Source organism: Candidatus Omnitrophota bacterium, assembly GCA_028716165.1.
Classification (GTDB): domain Bacteria; phylum Omnitrophota; class Gorgyraeia; order JABMRG01; family JABMRG01; genus JAQUQI01.
Window position 1 is genome coordinate 159,533 of the sequence record JAQUQI010000002.1, and the last position, 20,039, is coordinate 179,571.

Annotated in this window: 15 protein-coding genes; all 15 read right to left on the reverse strand. The window is 38.5% G+C overall.

The annotated features are described in order from the left end of the window. Positions 1 to 2,744, reverse strand: a 2,744-nt coding sequence (locus PHV77_02240; GenBank protein MDD5504117.1) for a right-handed parallel beta-helix repeat-containing protein, incomplete at its 3' end; no start/stop codon positions are given. Positions 2,745 to 2,770: 26 nt separating this feature from the next. Then, positions 2,771 to 3,352, reverse strand: coding sequence for a hypothetical protein (locus PHV77_02245; GenBank protein ID MDD5504118.1), 582 nt, complete (start codon positions 3,350 to 3,352; stop codon positions 2,771 to 2,773). 7 nt (positions 3,353 to 3,359) lie between these two features. After that, positions 3,360 to 4,115 carry a FecR domain-containing protein gene (locus PHV77_02250; GenBank protein MDD5504119.1) on the reverse strand — a complete coding sequence of 252 codons (756 nt, stop codon included), beginning with the start codon at positions 4,113 to 4,115 and terminating at the stop codon, positions 3,360 to 3,362. Positions 4,116 to 4,539: 424 nt separating this feature from the next. Then, on the reverse strand, positions 4,540 to 5,994 hold the full coding sequence (locus tag PHV77_02255) for a sugar transferase (protein ID MDD5504120.1): 1,455 nt from the start codon (positions 5,992 to 5,994) through the stop codon (positions 4,540 to 4,542). 234 nt (positions 5,995 to 6,228) lie between these two features. After that, entirely contained in the window at positions 6,229 to 7,923 is a 1,695-nt protein-coding gene (locus PHV77_02260) for an O-antigen ligase family protein (protein ID MDD5504121.1), read from the reverse strand. A 156-nt stretch (positions 7,924 to 8,079) separates the two neighbouring features. Further along, positions 8,080 to 9,294: a carbohydrate-binding domain-containing protein gene (locus PHV77_02265; protein ID MDD5504122.1), complete on the reverse strand. Its 1,215-nt coding sequence runs from the start codon at positions 9,292 to 9,294 to the stop codon at positions 8,080 to 8,082. Continuing rightward, complete coding sequence (locus tag PHV77_02270; GenBank protein ID MDD5504123.1) at positions 9,294 to 9,866, reverse strand: WecB/TagA/CpsF family glycosyltransferase; 573 nt, start codon at positions 9,864 to 9,866, stop codon at positions 9,294 to 9,296. The genes PHV77_02265 and PHV77_02270 overlap by 1 nt, the downstream gene beginning before the upstream one ends. A 521-nt stretch (positions 9,867 to 10,387) precedes the next feature. Next, positions 10,388 to 11,506, reverse strand: coding sequence for a glycosyltransferase family 4 protein (locus tag PHV77_02275; GenBank protein MDD5504124.1), 1,119 nt, complete (start codon positions 11,504 to 11,506; stop codon positions 10,388 to 10,390). Then, on the reverse strand, positions 11,503 to 12,759 hold the full coding sequence (locus PHV77_02280; GenBank protein ID MDD5504125.1) for a hypothetical protein: 1,257 nt from the start codon (positions 12,757 to 12,759) through the stop codon (positions 11,503 to 11,505). The genes PHV77_02275 and PHV77_02280 overlap by 4 nt, the downstream gene beginning before the upstream one ends. A gap of 250 nt (positions 12,760 to 13,009) precedes the next feature. Next, positions 13,010 to 14,188, reverse strand: a complete 1,179-nt coding sequence (locus tag PHV77_02285) for a glycosyltransferase family 4 protein (GenBank protein ID MDD5504126.1) — start codon at positions 14,186 to 14,188, stop codon at positions 13,010 to 13,012. Positions 14,189 to 14,382: 194 nt separating this feature from the next. Continuing rightward, positions 14,383 to 14,532, reverse strand: coding sequence for a hypothetical protein (locus tag PHV77_02290; GenBank protein MDD5504127.1), 150 nt, complete (start codon positions 14,530 to 14,532; stop codon positions 14,383 to 14,385). Between the two features lie 638 nt (positions 14,533 to 15,170). Next, positions 15,171 to 16,325 (reverse strand): polysaccharide pyruvyl transferase family protein, encoded by a 1,155-nt coding sequence (locus tag PHV77_02295; protein ID MDD5504128.1) that lies wholly within the window; start codon positions 16,323 to 16,325, stop codon positions 15,171 to 15,173. An 8-nt stretch (positions 16,326 to 16,333) separates the two neighbouring features. Further along, entirely contained in the window at positions 16,334 to 17,182 is an 849-nt protein-coding gene (locus PHV77_02300; protein ID MDD5504129.1) for an FAD-binding protein, read from the reverse strand. Then, entirely contained in the window at positions 17,166 to 18,497 is a 1,332-nt protein-coding gene (locus tag PHV77_02305; protein MDD5504130.1) for a polysaccharide biosynthesis C-terminal domain-containing protein, read from the reverse strand. Before PHV77_02305 ends, PHV77_02300 begins: the two co-directional genes overlap by 17 nt. A 56-nt stretch (positions 18,498 to 18,553) precedes the next feature. Further along, positions 18,554 to 19,828: a hypothetical protein gene (locus PHV77_02310; protein ID MDD5504131.1), complete on the reverse strand. Its 1,275-nt coding sequence runs from the start codon at positions 19,826 to 19,828 to the stop codon at positions 18,554 to 18,556. Positions 19,829 to 20,039: the final 211 nt, after the last annotated feature.

Below are 20,039 nucleotides of genomic sequence, written 5' to 3' on the forward strand. Positions count from 1 at the left end.
TCAGATGCCAGCATTTCATACACGCTATCTAGCGCAATATGTTTCCATGAAGCACTGTTATTATAACGTACCCATAAACCGGTTTTTGCACTTGAAGAATCCTGGCCAAAATCCATTACAAGGTCTTTTATTCCATTACCATCAATGTCGGCTGTCAATATCGGCTCATAGTCATCATCCTCTTGCTGATACTCATATGCTCCCATATCAACGCTATTGCCGCTGATTCTATTGTTGCCTATTATGTCCTCGGTAATACTTTCGGGCAAAGAATCACCACCCTTGTCTATACAGGGGCTGTTACTGGTCAGCATATACCCGTCATCGGATGTCCATGGGGTATTGTCATCGCCGGCTACATTATCCGGGTCAAGGAACAAAGGGTCCTGGCAGGTATTATCGTCACTGCCTTCCGCAGTGCCGCAGTTGGTGAAGTTTCCGTCGCCATTGCCGTATGAATTATTGGCAGTTATTGTCCCCGCCGTGCCGTCACCGAGAATGCCGTAATTATTGTTTGCAAAAACCGTATTATTGGCTATTGTCAAGTCCGCGATACCGGAATAATATATGCCGTTTGCAAAAACTACCGGCCCGTCAGAATCATTATGCGCTACAGTATTATTGACAATAGTTAGTTTACTAATAGATACGGCATTTACTCCGGTGCCTGTATTCTTCGCTATGACGTTATTATACAAGGACACATCTGACGAAGCTCCCCCGCAATTGATGCCGGTGTTGATATTACCGACAATAAACGAATCGGTAATTGACATGTTTTGCGTGTTGTAGACATTGAGCCCGCACTGGGAATTATCGCCTATTATACAGTGTTCTATTGATACCCCGGAAGAATCAGATACTGCTATGCCTATCTGATTGCTTATGACCATGCAGTTTTTTATGGTAACCGAAGAACGCTGATAGATATCAATGCCTGTTCCGGGAAAACCCTGATCATTTAGCGCGCCTGTTATGATAAACCCGTCAATTGTTGAATTAGACGGGATAGATATCACGCTTCCTTCCAGCCCCGCGGCATTGATGTTCGTCATATACGCGTTAACGTCTCTTGTCCAATTCGCTGATTCGTAACCGCCCTCCAGGATAACGCTTGATTCACTATCAAACCATAATCCTGTGCGCGTTGATTCATTGTATTCTCCCTGCGCCACGCGCAGTTTAGCGCCTCTTAACTCAAAGTCATTTATCACGCCGCTTATGGATTTGAAGGGATTGTCTTTGGTGCCGTCTTCTTCGGACGATATGCTGTCAATATCAATATACATTGCCAAAATAGCCACACCCGTATTTGAATATGTTGACTCCGCGCCGCTGTTGTAATATGCGTAAAGGCGGTAATAATATATGTTGTTTGCCTCTTCATCAATGTCGGCATCCTGCAGTGTCGTGATAGAGGCATCGGTAATCGGGTCGCATATCCACTGCCATGAAGAGTTATCATCGGGAGTAGTCGTGCGCGCTATTCTGTAACTGTTAAAATCCGCTGATTCATCCATTTCCCATGAAAGTATTATTTGCGGCGCTGGAGAGCTGTTCCAGTCAACGGATATCTGGTTATATTCAGGGCCTACGCCGATAAAATGATTAAGGTCTTCCTGTGTCATATCAGGAAACAAGCCCGCCATGGTAGGGTCGGGGAAACTGCTTTTTAGTATTTCATTATTGGCATCAAACTCGGGCAAAAGAGCCCTGATATTTTTAGGCGAGTCAAATAATGAAGAAAAATTAAAAGCTACATTTGAGTAGAAGTCATCCATCTGGGGAAAGGTATCGGCAGGCGCCGACAGGTCAAAACTTATCCCTTCATCCAGGGACTGCTGTAATGCTTCAAGATTATCAGTAACGATTTGCGTTGTATCCTGGTCCTCGGGGTCTAAGCCGAGGAAATATTCTCCGTCATCTCCTCTTGTATTTAAGAGATCAATTACTGTCAGGCCGCCTTCTACTGCCGACTGCATATAGCCTTTTGCATCGGTAAGCCGCTCGGCGTCTTTAAGTGTTAAAATATTTGGGTAATTATTTAGAATATCGTTTATGGCAGGCGTTGACCCTGAATCAACGCTGTTATAAAAACTATCTATATCAAAGTTGTCCGTATTATACGCGCAGAGTAAATTTATAAATCCTGCCAAAGCGTTTAGGCCTGCCTCCAGCGCTTTTACTTCCGCGTAACCGATAGTCAGGGTTTCTTCGTCAATTGTGATAGTGTCGCTGTATTCCGTGTTATCTGAAATTTTCTGGATATGGTCATTAAGGGCTGATATGATATTAGGCAAAAGCACGCTGTCTAAAAGAGTTTGCACATCAGTAAGCGTCGGAGAGTTATCATCAAGGCCTGATTCAGGAAGGCTTACGGATTCGCCCAGGGCCATGATATCGTTTAGATCGCCGGGCACAAGAGGCCGCGGGTCGCCTTCGGCCGGATTATTGGTTATACCAAACGCGTTAAGCGTATCAACAACACCCTGGTCTTGTATGGTCATTGATACAAGGGTTATGGCACGCCAAAAATTTGCCTGCGGATGATTGGGTTCTAAAATAAGGGCCTGCTGGAAATCGCTGTGAGCGCCCGAAAGATTGCCGTTATTTATAAGGTTTTGCTTGCCCTGCTCTACCCATCCGGCGGCTGTAACCGGATCCTCCGCGAGGCAGGGGCCTGTTATTGAAAATATCAGCGCAAGAGATAGTAAACCACCCGAGATAACCGATCTTAACTTCATAAATCCCCCATTTTTATTGATACAATTTATTTAATGTCCGCGAAATTTTCAAAATCCATATCGCATCTGATTGAACCGGTTTCTGTGATTTTTCCGCTGATATTTAAAATACAGGCTTTTTTTGATATTATAAGCCTGTCTTTACAGTTAAAACTAAGCGAATCTGATGTCAATTGTTTTTTTCTGTCAATCGTTTCAAACCTCGCCCCCTTAAGCAGGCTTATCTTTCCTGAAACAGGGTCAAATATTCCAAAAGGCGCTATTGCCTTTGAAGCGGGTTTATTATTATTGAAGAAAAGGATTTGAATGTTCTGTATTTCAGCTATTTTTTTGGGATTAAATCTGAATATGCCAAACTTACTGCCCTTTGTTTCAAGCCTTGACCCCGACAAGATAAATACTTTTTCGTCTTTGTCAAATTTTGTAAAACTAAAATCTTTTAAGATATACCCGGATTTACGCAAAAGGCTTTTTGGCGTAAAGCCGTCCGCGGGGCGCTCTGTTTCTGAAAGATTTGGGGCTGATATGTTATTAAGATAGGTAATACATATCAACCCCAAAACCGTTAATATACAAAAAAATACTGTTAATACGTGTATTTTTCGCAAAACAGCCTTATATCTTGCTGGCAGGTTCCTCTACTTCAGGAGTAAACTGAATTTCGGCATTAGGGTCTGTTGTATCAGCCGGAGGCGTATATCCAAGGACATCAATTTCCATGGCCTCAAATTGCTCTGCTACTTCCTGAATCTCCGCTTCTGAATACGGCTGTGGGCCTGATGTGGAGCCGTCAGTATTGATAGCGATACTGCTACCGGCATCAACAGTGTAGGTTTCGCCGGTCTCCATATTGACAACAGTCAAAGAGCCTTCCAGGACATATACCGTATTAGTTGTGGTATCAATGTATATTTTTGTTCCAAGCACACCGCAGACAGCCGTAGGGGTCTTTATTTCAAACCTTGAGGCTTCGCCAGGCGTTACTTTTTCAAAAAGTCCGTGCATGATGCCTGATTCCAGGACAAGTTTATTCTGTGTTTTGCCTGAATTTGACGTATCGCGCAATTGGGTAAGTACAAGATTGGCGGAATTAGCGATATCAATTACAGCGCCGTCATCATATCTGATGCTCGCGCCTGAATTAGCGCCTGTTTTTATCCTGTCGCCTTCGGATAATACCATGCCAGCCTCTGCCTGGGCCCAGCCTATTGTGGATACCTTTAATACCTGAACGTCCTTTTCGCCTGTTATAGCAGTGATGTAAACTTTAGACGTTATTGGCTCAAGGGCACTGCATGTGCCTGTGACGGGCAATACAAGGGCTATTGCCATAATGCATAAAAAAATAATACTAATACCTTTTACTGTCATTTCCTATGCCTCCTGTTTTTTTAATAAGGGATATTAAGGGATAAAAACTTTATAAATATCTGAATTAATATACGCCTAAAATAGAGAATTGTCAAGGGAAATTTTCGCAAAACCCGTCTATGATTTTTGTTGTCATTGCGAACGCCACTTCTGTCATTCAAAGCGTCCACTTTGTCATTCAGAGGAGCGCCGAAGGCAACGCCTGTCATTCCGAGCGTCCACTTTGTCATTCAGAGGAGCGCCGAAGACCCCATCTGTCATTCCGAGCGAAGCGAGGAATCTAGTACTCATTTCCCTCCCAGATCCTTCGCGGCTTACTCTGGCCCCGCTTCATGCCGCTCTGGATGACACACGGGTCACCTCCAGATCCTTCGCGGCTTACTCTGGCCCCGCTTCGTGCCGCTCTGGATGACACAGGGGTCACTTAATACGCCCCAACTCCAAACAAAACAACAGGTATTGTTTTAAATAGTATAAAAAAATCAAGCCGCAGGTGCCACTTATCTATATAATCCAGATCAAGCTTCATCCAATCATCAAAGCTCTGTATCCTATTCCTGCCGCTTACCTGCCACAGGCAGGTAATCCCCGGCCTCATGGATAAACGCCTTCTCTGCCAGGGTTCAAATTTTCCCACTTCATACACAGGCAAGGGCCTCGGCCCTACAAGGCTCATATTGCCTATGAGGACATTCAGCAATTGCGGCAATTCATCAATGCTCAATTTTCTAAGCATCTTTCCTGCCGGGGTAATACGCGGGTCATTTTTTATCTTAAATACAGGCCCGTCCATCTCATTCAGGCTTTCCATTTGCCCGCGTTTTTTATCAGCATCATTATACATTGTCCTGAATTTATAAAGCACAAACTCCCTGCCGTTTAGCCCCGCTCTTTTTTGCAGAAAAAATACCGGCCCGGTTGATGTTAGCTTAATAAGCAGGGCTGTAATTAAAAAAACAGGGCTTAATATTATTAAGCCGATAAGAGAGGCCATAATGTCAATACCTCTTTTAATAAAAAGCCTTAATTCATCGGCAACAGTTGTCTCAAAGCTTAAAAGAGGTGTCCCGTCAAGTTCTGTCTGGTGAAACCTCGCCAGTTTAAAGTCAAACAGGTCAATGGCAAGTGTTGCCCTGATACCCAAATTCTCGCAAACATAGAGGGCGTTTTCAATTTTTCCCAGGGCAGAACGCGGCACCAAAAAGACCACCTCATCAATGGCCTTATCGCATAATATGTCTTGCAGGTTGTCCAGAGTGCCTATTATTTCAATGCCTTTTATATTTTTGCCGGCAGGGTGTTTTTCATAATCTATCACACCTTCTATTTTAAAGCCCCATTCCGGGTGATTATTTATTTTTGCTATGAAACTATCCGCTCTTTTGCCAGTGCCTACTATCAAAAATCTTTTAAAATTATGGCCTTTTTTTCTGGCATTTTTTACCACATAAAAAACAATTATTTTCTCAATAATAATCAAAAAGGCGCTTATCAGGATAAAATTTATAAAAAATAACCTGCTTACGAATTTGAATTGAAGAAAGAATATTAGCGAACCGAAGGCAAACACCATATATACAGCCGACTTTGCTACTGTCCATACCATTGCAAAGAAAGACTCTGTCCTGATGGCCTTATAAGCCCCGTTTATATAAAGCATGGCAGGCCAAAGGAGCATGGCGAATAACAATATAATGATATATTGTTCAATGCTTGATGGCAGATAATTTACGATATCAGCGAATGGAAGACTACTTTCCTTGTAGAAGACGTGGAAATACCTGCCCAAATAATAAGAGAGCAAAAATGCCCCGCATACTACCAGGCCGTCCAAAAGTATCATTGCCTTTCTTATTACCGTCTCTTTTTCTTTTAGCATATTTTTACTTTCTTCACTCCCAGATCCTTCGCGGCCTACTCTGGCCTCGCGGGTTCCGCTCTGGATGACAGGCGGGTCACCCCTCTGTCATCCCAACTGCCACCTCTGTCATTCCGAGCGAAGCGAGGAATCTAGTACTCATTTCACCCCCAGATCCTTCGCGGCCGACTCCGGCCCCGCTTCGTGCCGCTCTGGATGACACACGGGGCACTCCCCAATCCTTCGCGGCCACTGTCATTCAGAGGAGCGCCGAAGGCGCGACGAAGAATCTAATACTCGTCTCGCTTCCCCGCAATACCGCCTTTCCCCTTCCGCAATACCTGCCAATATTATAAACAATACCATGTTAGCCGGAATATGAAAATTAAAATCAACCATTCCGTGTATTGCCAGGCTAAGCATCCCTATACCGCACCCTAATATTACACTGTTAGTAATGTGTTGTCCGCAATTATCACTACAGCTATTTTTATATGATAATGCTCTGCCAATTACTAAATATAATACCCATATCATAAATATCATTCCTAATATGCCAATCTCACCGGCCATATGCAGGTAATCATTATGGGCATATCGCGGCCTTATACCCCACCGCCCCATAGATTGCGGCCTGTATTTTGGAAAACCCCACTCAAAGCACCCTATCCCCACTCCTGCCCAGGGATAGTCCCTGATCATATTAATAGTTCCGCGCCAAATGCTAAAGCGTGATTCCATAGACGCCTCACCCTGTTCAATATCAAGCATTGTTTCAATCCGTTTTGATACAAGGCCTTTACTGTGATAAAAGTATCCAAATACACCTACAGCAAGAGCTATCAGTATAATCAAGCTATAAATCTTTAGAAACTTTCTGCGTATTAATATAATATTCATAACCAAAAGCGATATCCCAAGGCTTATCCATGCCCCTCTTGATTGCGCGAATATGACCGCGGCAATCATTATAATCAAGCCGGTTATTAATAACAAAACACTTGCTATTACGAGAAACGCCGAATGTGCCGCGAAGAATCCAGTATTTATTTCACGCCCAGATCCTTCGCGGCCGACGCGTGCCCCGCCTTCCGCCGCTCTGGATGACAGGCGGGCCCCTTCTGTCATTCCTAACGCCCCCTCTGTCATTCCGAGCGAAGCGAGGAATCTAGTACTCTGTCCGCACGAGTTACCCCCAGGTCCTTCGCGACCCTCTGTCATTCCGAGCGAAGCGAGGAATCTAATACTCCCAACAATAACCCCTATTGTCACTGGTATCACCATCTCCATATATCCCGCGAAATGATTATGATTCACATACGACCCTGCCAGAAAGTCTTTAGGCCTCCACCATTCATGCGGTAATATTCCAAAATACTGAAATAACCCGTATACCGCAAGCCCTGTTCCAAGGCAAATAGCTAATCCTATCAAATACCGCATTATCTGTCTGCTGTAATTACTAACAATAGTATAAAATAAACCTATATATCCTAAAAACCTCAACAGTGCATAAAAACTATCATATTTATAAATAGAAAACACGAAAGAAATTACCGCGATTATTATAAACCCACCGACTGCTGTTGCGAGCGCCCCCTTTGTCATTCCGAGCGCCACTTTTGTCATTCCGAGCGAAGCGAGGAATCCAGTACTCGTCTCACCCCCAGATCCTTCGCGACCGAGGCGTTCTTTGCCTTCCGTCGCTCTGGATGACAGGCGGGCTCCTTCTGTCATTCCGAGCGAAGCGAGGAATCTGGTACTCCCGTCCTTTCCTCCTCTTAAACTACCTATCTTTTTCATTATTCCGGCAAAAACAATAGTATTCATCAATAGCATCACAATAGTAATCGCCCATAATCGTGTAGTAGTAGCCCCTCTTGCCAAGGGCGTAAATACCATTAGAGCTGTTATGCCTAAATATATTATAATGTTATAAAGGCTATTCATGCGTTATCCTTCAGAGTGGTAATATTAGATCCTTCGCGGCCTACTCTGGCCCTGATTGTTGCCGCTCTGGATGACACACGGGTCACTCCCCAATCCTTCGCGGCCACTGTCATTCAGAGGAGCGCCGAAGGCGCGACGAAGAATCTAATACTGAAATTAATCCTGCCCCTCTCTGTCGCTTTCTATAATACTTTCTACTCTTACACCCCCAATATACAAATTCCTATCCTCACGAACCCCGTTAATAGTATTACAATAGTCATTCGGAAATGTCACGCTTAGCACCTTAACACCTTTGCTACCTTTGACTTCATAAGTGTATTCTGTCCAATCTTTAGAATTTACAAAATTTTCACCTATAGCTTCGCCGTCAAGTTCAACAATCATATAGGGCCATATATCTTTTGCTTTACTTCCCCTGGCCTTGATAGTGATATTTGATGGAGTATTGGGTATATCAACTGCTAAATGCGCGGCCCCAGACCAATACATATTCCCATCTTTATATTCATTTTTGCTATTATCCGCAACTCCTTGCCATGAATTATAAGCTTTTGAAATATTTTCCATTTTTTTATTTCTAATTTGCGCGTTCTCAATAAAAGATTTGAGATCTTCTTTTTCGTGATAATACTCTAATTTGTCTATAACTCTTTTACGATATTGCCACAAATTATATTTCTTTATATAAGAATACAAATTATTGTATCCGGATAATGAATTTGGTGTTATGCGGATAATTATGTCAAAATTACGAGTGTAGTGCATTACCATTGGGTATATATATTGAGGCCCTTTCCCGGGCCTGATTTCCAATGCTCGTTTTAGGCAATCCATAGCAAATTCCTGCCCTGCCGCGCCTATATCATTATAGATTTTAAGTAAATTCCAGCCAATAAGATAGTTGTTTTGAAAATTCCATGGATCATATTTAATCGCTTGCTTAAAAAAATATATAGCGCTGTCAAGGCTTTGTTTTTTTGTTCCAATGGCCCTGCTTTGCTTATAAATATCAAGTATATCCTTGCCGCTATGATACCAATATTCAGCGTTTTTTGAGGATAATGCCAATGCCCTTTTATGCATATGCAAAGACTGTTCCAGGCCTGCCAACTGTTCTTTTTGGCATCTCGCGCGTTTTGATAAAAAAGATCCATATTTGTTTATATAAATCGCATTAAATCGATCCAGAGCGATTGCGCGTTTATACATCTTATCAGCGTTTCCCCACCTGTAGTTTGCCTCAAAGGCTTGCGCTTTTTCTGCATATAGCTTAGCAATAAAAGGAGTGCTGATAATGATGCATAATGATGCAAATAAAAATATATTAATTATATTGAAGCATATTTTTAACTTTACTACTAATCGCATTAAAGAGGTTTCCTCAATATATATTTTTTGCAAATATCCCTCATGAATAAACCCAAAACAAACCACGGCTCCACAAGATACCGACACCAAAATCTTTTTGGATTTTCAAAAAACCTATATGCCCATTCAAGGCCCGTTCTTCCCATCCATCTTGGCGGCGTGTTTACTTTTCCGGCGATATACTCAATAGCCGCGCCGCATGTCATAATTGCGTTACAATCCAAATGATTAAAATTTTCCAGTATCCATTTCTCTTGTCGCAGCATACCCATACCCACCAAGAGTATATTCGGCTTAAATAAGTTAATTTGTTGCAAAACTTGCGTGTTTTCAGGCGATTTTTTTTCGGGATTAAAAAAACCATTTCTATATTCAAAAACAATACCTGGATACAACTGTTTTAGAACAGAAATGCCTTTTGATATAGTGCTTTCATCTGACCCAAGATAGAAAACAGAGAAACCGCATATCTTTGCCATATCCATAAGTGGTTTTATGAGATCCACCCATGTTATCCTGTGTTGTTTATTTAAGTTATGCCCCAACAATTTACTCATATAAATTATCGACATTCCATCAATACGATTTATTCCTAATGAATAAATCGCCTTCAAAAAAGGGTATTTTGAAACCAAAAAGATGCTATGTAAGTTCAAGGAAGCTACTGTAAATTTCTTGTTTTGTGATACCCCTTGTTTTATAAACTCCAACAAGCTGTCCCGATAGAAATTATTTACAGGGATGCCCAAAAGTTGATATTGCGCAAGATTCATTATATCACCATTTGTTTGAAGTAAGGTCGTATTGATAATAATTAACTCTTAAAATTAAAATGTTTCCGATGACTTTAATATTTTTTGAAAATATAATAGTAATCCCACTAGTATAAAATATGAGTACGAAATAAATGGTAAGGCATCTAAGCTGTCAGTCAAAAAACTTAGCCCAGACGCTATTATGCGCACTCCTAAATATTGCCATATTATCTTGTGATTTTTATTGAACAGTTTTTTCAATTACCTCATCTATATGAAGATTATCAATTTTTATGTTGAAAATATGTACTATATCCATTTTTCAATATCCTATTAAACTAAGAAGCTTCATTGTTCAGCAAGACTTTCTTGTATAGCGAAAATATTCTTTCGGCAACTGCATCCCATGAATACTGTTTTGCGATTTCTTTAGCATTCGCGCCCATATTAAAATATTCTTCTTTAGTCATATCTAATACTTTGCTAACAGCATCACCAGCATTTTTAAAATTATTGAAATCGGTGAGAATGCCACAGTTTTCTGCTACTATAAACTGTCTAAATGAACTAATATTGTTTAAAACGCATACAGTTCCTGAAGCCATAGCTTCAATAGAAGAAATACCAAAAGCTTCATACTCTGATGCGGAAACAAAAACATGCGCTTTAGACATTTCGTTCATTAAATCATCATCACTGACTTGACCTAAAAAAGAAATATTGTCTTTAATTCCTAAGTACTCAGCAAATCTTTGAAGTTCTGGCTTTAAGTCCTTCCAATCAGCACCAACAATTTTTAGCTTTATTTTATATTCTCGTTCAACTAATAAAGCAGTTACCTTTATTAAATTATGAATTTTTTTATTCTCATCGATTCTACCAACATATAATAGTGTACCATAATCAATATTCTTGGTAATACTACCATATTTCTCAATATCAACTCCGTTATTAATACAAATTATATTTTTACTGATTCTGTTAAATAATTCATAATCATGTTTACTAACAGCTATAATTTTGTCGCAACCGTGCAATATTATTCGAGTAATTGTGTTAAAATAAATTTTTTTAAAAAAATACACCCATTTTGAATGAAAAAAACCTCCATGGGTATGCAAAATGATTTTCTTTCTATGAATGGTTTTAAGTAAAACTAAGTAATCAACAAAAAAATCTACACAATGAATATGTAAAATATCCGCATCTTTAATATAACTCAAAACGGATAAGGCTATTGGATAGCGTTTAGACCCAAAAAATGATATACGCTTTATTTTTATGCCATTATAGTTATCATCTGAGGGCAACAATGAATTGCTTAAGTAGTTCCTGTTTAGTGTTAGAACGCTTACATCATAGCCAAACAATGACTGCCTGCGCGCTATGTTTAAAACAACATTTTCTACGCCCCCGATACAAGGATAAAATTGTCTAGTGATATGAACAACTCTCATAAATAACATGCATTCTCTTTTTCAAAATAACCAATAAAAAACCAAAATAAAATCGTTGGAGTAGCCGATAAAAACGATGCGGAAAACATGCTATTAAATACAATGCAAATAAAAAATAATAATAAACCATAACTCATAAAATGATGTCTGTTTCTTACCAGCGTAATAAATACTGAAATCAGAGCACACAAAAAACAAATAAAAGAAAATATGCCCACCTGCCCAATTATCATCGCATAGGAATTTTCACCAGCAGCATCTGCATCCAGTTTCACCCATTTACCTGAAGCACCTATTCCTGCTCCCAGCCAATTTGTCTTTATGTAATTCCATGAGTTTTCCAAAGCATATGCATGTGCAATTGATGAACCATCTCGTAATTCTATTGTATCCATAACCATATTTTTAAATGTTGTAAATGAGAGCGCTACAAAAATAAACCCAACAATAATAACCCATTTATTCATTCGCTTCGTCGGCATAATAAATTTTTCTAAAATAAAGTATCCTAAAAAAAAACCAATTATTGGCCCTCTCGATAGTGTTAACAAAATTGCACATAATGTCAAAACCAGTAACGTTTTACTGCACCTATTCATTAAACTCCACTGCTGATATCGGTAATAGCCATAAATTAATGAAAATATAAAAATAAACAACAAAGAAGTACCGATGGGGTTAAGTATGGGGCCCGCTAATCGAAAAATTTGTACTCCTCCAAACTTAGAAAAAAATGTGCTTGGCAACCCGCGGTTTACAAGGCCATAGAATCCCCTAATATATTCAGTGAATGCTAATGTTCTCATTTTAATGAAAAAAGACGGACCTGAAAAATAAAAAAGTAAAGATAAGATAACAGAAAACGCGCCTATCTTTTCAATCCAAGTTAATATTGTTTTTTTCTGCACTATAATTACCAAAAACCCTGCCAAATAAGCCAATACAGGGAAAATCAACGCTCTTAAATCCATTAAACTTCTTGACTTATAAAATACAGTGTAATAAACAAAAATTATAATTGCATAAAAAATTAGAAAAAAACCCGTTGAAGTTAATCGTATTCTTTTCTTCAATATTACGTTTGCCACCAACGACAAATATATTATTACTACAAGAAGAATGTCTTTTAATGCTAAGAAAAGCTGCAACACAATTTTTGGTACACCTAAATTAAAGAAAAAAATCCCTATAAAATCTTGGAGCAAAACTGAACTAATAAGAATAGCTAAAAGAACTTGCAAAAAAGCAAGCATTTTGAGCCTCTGCTTTCTTTATTTTAGCGCTAGTGACTTGAAGCTGCACAGTCAATTAACCATCCACTTGCGATCAAGACCGCTAAAAAATTATTCAGTAAAATTGCGATTTTAAAACAATATTACATTCAAACATAAGTTATTACCAACAACAATTACATTAAAAATATTTTGCAGAAATTTATATATGAAACATTTAATTAGACGAAAAAATAATTATAAACAAACCCGTATGATAATGAAGCATGATTCAAAGTATGCTTTCATACATGTCTATATAAGATAATGTTGTATTTCTTATACTATAACGTAAAGATCGCGATATACATCCATCGCTCATGTTTAAACAGTTGCGGTTATTATTAAAATATTTTATCATACTTTTCAATCTATCTACATCACCTGGGGGAATTAAATATCCATTAACTCCATCCTTGATTAACTCTTTTAATCCCCCAACAGATGTTGCTAATACTGGGACCCCATACGCATTTGCTTCTATTAAGGTCCTCCCAAAAGGCTCTTCCCATAAGGATGGTATAATTAATAAATTTATATTTTTATATATATCTTTTTTATCACAATATCCCATAAATATAATCTTAGGGCTTTTGTATTTATTTTTTAAATATTTTTCATACTGATTATCAACTGCCGAGCCATAAATATGTACTTTAATATTTTGTTCTAATGTATCTATTACATCCAAAAACCATTCGATGCCTTTTGCCGGCATCAATCTGCCAACATACCCTAAAATAAATTCATTGTTCTCGGCCATCTTTAGGCTATGGGAGGAATTGTCAATAATGTTGAAAGCATTAGGGATAACTTTTCTTTTCCTGACATCTTTAAAATAGCCTTCTGATAAGTGCTTATCTAAAATATATTGACTTATGCCTATAACGGCATCAATTGAATTAGTCATATTCTTCTTTCTAAGAGAATGTAATTTGCAGATATTGCACTGTTTTCTACATGATTTTCCATCTTTAAACATACCTGAATTCCAACACATCAAATAATAATCCCTAAGGGTATGGATAACTGGCGTGCCCGTTGCTACCCCGTGCTTCCAAATATTCACAGTCATATTTAGAAGATTATTAGTGTGAATAATATCGGGTTGATGTTTTCTTATTATTTTTCTTATCTTACCAGAAAAAGGTGACCATGCATCGATTATATGCCATAACGCTCTGTATGATTTTTGATATTTTTTAGAATGAAACCACCAATATATATTCGGCATTCGAACATAAAGAACAGGTACATTATTAATAACTCTCTCATCATCATATTCATATGAAGTAAGAACTATAGGCTTATGGCCAAGATCTAATAAACCCTCTGCTAAAAGACGTGTGGATTCCTCTGCACCGCCAATAGCATAAGGTTTGTATAGTGTATTTACTAGAAGAATTTTCATTTTCAAAAAGTAGCCAATCTAATCCATTATATACAGGTCTAAGCGATTACTCTTTTATGTTGTCTTACAATAACCCAACTTTTGAGGCAGAATATCAACTTTAACTAAATAAACCTTTGTTTTGTCTTTTATATTTACATGGCCTATATTTATCTCGAGCTTATCGAGCTCTGACTTAAAATCAAACTCTGCTTTCATGCAAATGAAATTCGGTCTGCAAGACCAGCTGCTATACGTTTTACGCCTTTTGCCATCTCCTGTATATGGTCTGCTAAGCACAGTTTTTTAGTTATTGTAAGGTCTCCTTCTGCAATCTTGTTTAAGTATTGTTCTATATTAAACATAGCCCTACAATTCTATGTGGTATATATATCACAACCAGTACTTCAACAAATGCCATAATAGAAAATACCGAAACCTTGCCTATATTAATACAGGCAATATATACTCTGAAGTGTTTATTATGGTCAGCAGTTGCCTCCGTTTATTGTATCATTGTTAATTTGACCAATTAAGTAGATTCTTTAGATCCGATAGAGTTATTTGTTTTTTTTTGCAATAATGTATCCCGTATTAGATAGCAAAAAGAGTACTCAATGTATCAGCCTCTAAAGACTCGCGTGATACTCCGCTTAATAAGATATAAGCTATAACTTATACATGCCTGTATTTAAAGTAGCGTAATCACAGTTGTTCATATCATACTTGACATAACATAAATTAGACTATTTTTTATTTTAAAAGCTCTTGTTTTTTTCCACCTCTGTATGCTCTGGACTTGCGGAGTCATTGCCATCAAACAAGACAACACCAAGATTTGATTATGTTTGATTAAATACACTCTCCAATGCCCGCGCAAGATATTCGGATCTTTTGTATGTAGGCACAATAACGCTTACTTTTGGATTATTGTTACTCATATAAATATAATTCCCTTAAATATCTATTAGATACGGTTTATATAATTATATTATAGTAAATTTTATAAAAACAAATTTGAAACAATATCTATGGCGGTTATTTTCTGTTTGTTAAACTTTTCCAATAAAATGTTTCTATCAGCATGTTTTAATAATGAACTCAATTTCTTGATAATATCGTTTCTCCATTCCCCTGATCCCAGCAAATTGTGATAATGATCGTTTAAGGACATGCTACTTAATAAATACCCTATTTTACTTCCGTAATCATTATAATGCTTTTCATAATCAATCGCTAAAAATGGGGTTCCAAAGCGCATGCTAAAAATAGCTGGATGAAACCTTTCCGTTACGCAAAATGACATATATTTAAAGATATTTGCCCATTCAAATATATCAAGCTTACCGGATAGATTAAAATCGGCTTTTTTAATGCTACAGGAAATGGCTAAAGTTAGAAATCCTCTTTCTTTAAAATATTTTACAAGCAAATCACTTATATCTTTTTTTGTAACAACAATACCAACCAGAGGCTTATCGCACGCAATTCCTAAACGGGAAAGTTTTTGCTTTAAATCCATATCAGGTATATCAAGCATAAAAGTCGGGTCAGGCGCTATCGAAATATTTTTCTGATTTGTAAGCCCGAATTTTGCGAGCATTTTAATTGTGTGCTCATCCCTTACGGTAATGGCTGTAAAAACGCCCAGCGATTCACGAATAAACTGTATTTGTTCGGGTGTAAGCTTTTTGTAGGCTGTGCGATTTGCAGATGCGGCATAAGCGATTTTACAACACGATAAATCCTTATTTAGCCAGTAAGCATTTGGAAATGGCCTGTAAGGCGCGAATTTTCCGATTTTCCATATTTCATCACTGCCTACAATAATGCAATCATAGCGATGAGATCGGATAAATTTAATAGCTTTGGAGTAATTATTAGAAATTAATTTAGTGTTGGTTAACGGGAGCATGGTTTTGATGAAACGCTTTATTAAAATATAACGTCTTATTTTATCAAATACATAGCTGAAATCGCGTGCGATAAAAGAAGTTAATAAATAATATAATTCTACGGAAAATGGCCGGTAGTCAATAACCTCTACGGTATCGTCAGGTAGAAGCCGTTTTAGATTTTGGGCCAGTGAGTATGCTTGCAATACCGCGCCTTCATTGATAACGTGATGATATGTAAGAATACCTATCTTTTTTTTCATATATTATGTTAATCGGGCCAATAGTTTATTTCTACAGATGTTTTGCAAAATACCATATAATTTAGTAGCCTTGCAACAGCAATCAGGAACAACACGTCTGGCGATGAGGCGTTATTAATATTATTGATCCAATTGGCTGTTTTTTTGGAAAATTGCGCTCCTCCATACCGGAATCCTTTTAACAAGGAAAAAACTCCACGATTACCCTTGCTGAATATACTACCGGCATTTGGCATACCGTGATCCTGATAGCGGCGCGCGTATGCAAGCCTGTCTTTAATTTTATCTTGACTATATCCGCCGTCTTGTTTTTTAAGAGTGAACATTGCCCCAAGGATAATCCAATTCCTATTTTGAAAAACAGATTTTCGGTATGAAAAACCACATTGTTCTTTTGGGATATCAGTAATGCCGCGGCCGTCAAAAACCCGCACAAATGAAATGTAGTCGGAAATACTATTTCCATAACACTTGCCTCTACCGGCATTCATATATACAGCTCCGCCTATACTTCCCGGAACGGATGCAAGAAATTCATAAGCATACAAGTTATGCTTTACGCACATATTAATAAAGGCCTGTAAATTGACGGAACAGCCCGCGTAAACATTCTGATTGTCTACAACTATTGTTTTACAGGCTTTTGTGACGCAAACAATATCCCGTTTTAATCCTTTGCTGTTAACAAGTATATTGGACCCATTAGCAATTATGCGATACAAAGTTTTGTTAGAATCAAGTTCTTTAACCAGATTAATTAATTCTTGTTCATTTTCTGGTATATAAAGATTTTTTACAGGGCCTCCTATACGCAAAGTCGTGTAGTTGGACATTAATTGATTATGTAAAATGTTCATTTAATTGTTTGTTATTTTTGCAATATGATTTAATGCGCAGAATATCCGACGGCTGTAATATAAGGACATCTTTGGCAGGCACATTATACATTTTACAAAATATAAATACGTAAAATATTGCCGCGCAACAATAACTCGCTGAAGAAGCTATCGCGGCGCCATTAGCGTTCCATAAAGGGATAATCCAAAAACCTATAAACAGGTTTATGAGTATTGCAGGAATAAAAACCTTGATGGCGATATCTGGCCTTCCCTGGCCTGCCATAAATAGATTTAATATTAAAAAAACAGACAGCATGACAATACCAGGCAGTAAGAACAGCGTAACGGTAACACTGGGAGTGAATTCTTGGCCATATAAAAATGGTATCAAAAAATAAACAGCTATTCCTAATATAATAGAGATGAATACCATAAGAAACAGCAATATTCTTGCCAAAACCATAACTTTGTTGATGCTTTCTTTGGCGCTGTCAGCGTTCCAGTTTGCCGAGCGCGAAAACAGGACAAGGCCAAGAGCCAGGGGGATCTCTTTTAATACCTCTGCAAAATTAACCCCAATGCTAAATATGCCGACATTGCCTGCGTCTTTGAAATACCCTAATAAAATAGTATTTAGGCGATAATTGATCTGAATGACAAATAAAGCGACAGCGAAAACTACTCCTTTGCCGATAAGCCCTTTCCATAGCGATACGTTAAAGGCTGGACTAAATGATATCCTTCTTATCAACCAATAAAATATAACTGCAAAACCAAAAAGTTTACCTGCGAGATAACTAATGCCTACGCCTAATATGCCCAATTTTAAAAACCATATGAATATCACCAGCAAAAAAACCGTAGAGCATCTATCCGCAAGCGCCGCGTAGTTAATTTTGTCAACCATCTTATTGCCTATAAAAACTCCGTTATGATAACTTTCAAAAAGGGTAAAAGGAGCTATTAATATGAACGGAATACACACAAAAAAATTATATTTCTGAAAATATCCTAAATTCCAATACATGATACAAAGCAATACTACTGATGTAATTGAAGCGGTTGAGTAGATGCCTTGCATATTTGAATAAATATCGCTTTCAGGATATTCTTTCTTACCAATAAAAAAAGCTGTTGATTGTCTTATCCCTAATTCAGCAAGAGGCAATACTATCGCGGTCAATGCCTGAAATAGTGATACTATGCCTTTCCCATCGGGTCCCAACAGTCTGGCGATGATAAGCCCCGATAAAAAAACCGCTCCCACAACAACAACTCTTGCTAAAAACGTGTGAGCACTTTGATATGCAAAACTATTTTTATTATTATACATATACTTTTTATAAAATAGTTACATTAATATATGAACATAGCAGGATTCACGCGGCGTTAAAACCTCGCGCTATATGAAATATTTACAGCCCATTGTTCTATGTTCGGCTTATACTCGTAATTTTTCCATTTATACCAATAGTCAAGCTCAAGGGTATTATCTGTTGAGCCGATATACTTACTACATGATATTTCAGCCTTATACTGTTTTTCATTTCTTGGAGACAGCGGCCGGTATTTGTAATCTGTAAAAGTGACTGCCGGCTTGACTGACCACTGCCCCATTTGCGAAAATGCCAGGCCCGCGTTATAGCCATTCTTATTATAGCTAAGTGAATTGTTACTTAAAAAGCTTGTTTCTCTGTGCTCGTATCCTAATATCATGTCCGTATGAAACAAGCCTTTTTTCACCAGGCCAAATCTCGTCCTGTTTTTTATCAGCCAGTTGTCATAGCTGTCAGAGGACGTTAAATATCGCCTGTCTTGCCGGCCGTATGTCAAGCGCGAATCTATCCTGTTAGAGAGCCTGTGATATGTGCTGATGTCCCATTTTTTATATTCAAATCTAAGGTCATCCTCTCTGTCTTCCTCGTCATCTCGGGTGTCATTTCTGCCATAGGAAAAACTACCGCCTATTTTATATAAAAACGGAAGATTTAGCTTCATAGACGATTTTAATGACATAATATCTTCCGAATAATCGTCTCTTTTACCGGAATTACAGACCTCGTTTCTGCGGTAATAACCCGACAGCGCCAGCCTTTCATCAAAGAACTTGGCAGAGGGGCTTACCTTAAAAAAAGCCTTGCGCTGGTCTTGGGATGATTTTTTGGCATAGTCATAGTCATTGATTCCTGCCGATATACCCAGTGAATAATGCTTAAAAGTCTTGATACCAAGCGCCGCGGAGATAGTGTTATTATCGTATTCCTGGTTTGGATTGTTTTTATATCTCTTAAGGCGCAGATTATAGTCTATAGCAAATTTTAATGACAGATCCTCTTTTTTATGTAATGGCATGGCAAAACGGGCATTATATTGGAGCGTTCTGTTGTCAAGAGAATCATCGGACTGGTCAAACTCTTTGCGATAGTCCTTAAAACTTATCTTATAGGATATATCATCCGAGGGGGTGGCTTTGGCAGTGAGGGCGTATTGGTAAAAGCTGTAGTCTCCGCTTAGGTCGCGTTCATCCGTGCCGTCTGTCTGGGACCTTTTGCCGGTTGAGAAAGAAACTTGGGTATCGCCCAGTGAGCCGGCTTTGGCAGGCGCGATAAAAGTAAATGACAATGCCGCGGCCAATAGTGCCGCGGGGATATTATTATGTGCCATTTGAAACTATTATAACACAGCTTATTTTGGGATATCAATTGTAAAAGAGCAGTTACCTATTTCACACCCAGATCCTTCGCGGCCTACGCTTGCCCCGCCTCGTGCCGCTCTGGATGACACAGGGGGTCATGCCCAGATCCTTCGCGGCTGACTCTGGCCACGATTATTGCCGCTCTGGATGACACAGGGGGTCATGCCCAGATCCTTCGCG

What these genes read in the sequence shown, in the direction of transcription:
- PHV77_02250 (MDD5504119.1), bottom strand. Translation starts at nt 4,115, where the DNA reads ATGACAGTAAAAGGTATTAGTATTATTTTTTTATGCATTATGGCAATA.
- PHV77_02255 (MDD5504120.1), bottom strand. Translation starts at nt 5,994, where the DNA reads ATGCTAAAAGAAAAAGAGACGGTAATAAGAAAGGCAATGATACTTTTG.
- PHV77_02260 (MDD5504121.1), bottom strand. Translation starts at nt 7,923, where the DNA reads ATGAATAGCCTTTATAACATTATAATATATTTAGGCATAACAGCTCTA.
- PHV77_02265 (MDD5504122.1), bottom strand. Translation starts at nt 9,294, where the DNA reads ATGCGATTAGTAGTAAAGTTAAAAATATGCTTCAATATAATTAATATA.
- PHV77_02270 (MDD5504123.1), bottom strand. Translation starts at nt 9,866, where the DNA reads ATGTCGATAATTTATATGAGTAAATTGTTGGGGCATAACTTAAATAAA.
- PHV77_02275 (MDD5504124.1), bottom strand. Translation starts at nt 11,506, where the DNA reads ATGAGAGTTGTTCATATCACTAGACAATTTTATCCTTGTATCGGGGGC.
- PHV77_02280 (MDD5504125.1), bottom strand. Translation starts at nt 12,759, where the DNA reads ATGCTTGCTTTTTTGCAAGTTCTTTTAGCTATTCTTATTAGTTCAGTT.
- PHV77_02285 (MDD5504126.1), bottom strand. Translation starts at nt 14,188, where the DNA reads ATGAAAATTCTTCTAGTAAATACACTATACAAACCTTATGCTATTGGC.
- PHV77_02290 (MDD5504127.1), bottom strand. Translation starts at nt 14,532, where the DNA reads ATGTTTAATATAGAACAATACTTAAACAAGATTGCAGAAGGAGACCTT.
- PHV77_02295 (MDD5504128.1), bottom strand. Translation starts at nt 16,325, where the DNA reads ATGAAAAAAAAGATAGGTATTCTTACATATCATCACGTTATCAATGAA.
- PHV77_02300 (MDD5504129.1), bottom strand. Translation starts at nt 17,182, where the DNA reads ATGAACATTTTACATAATCAATTAATGTCCAACTACACGACTTTGCGT.
- PHV77_02305 (MDD5504130.1), bottom strand. Translation starts at nt 18,497, where the DNA reads ATGTATAATAATAAAAATAGTTTTGCATATCAAAGTGCTCACACGTTT.
- PHV77_02310 (MDD5504131.1), bottom strand. Translation starts at nt 19,828, where the DNA reads ATGGCACATAATAATATCCCCGCGGCACTATTGGCCGCGGCATTGTCA.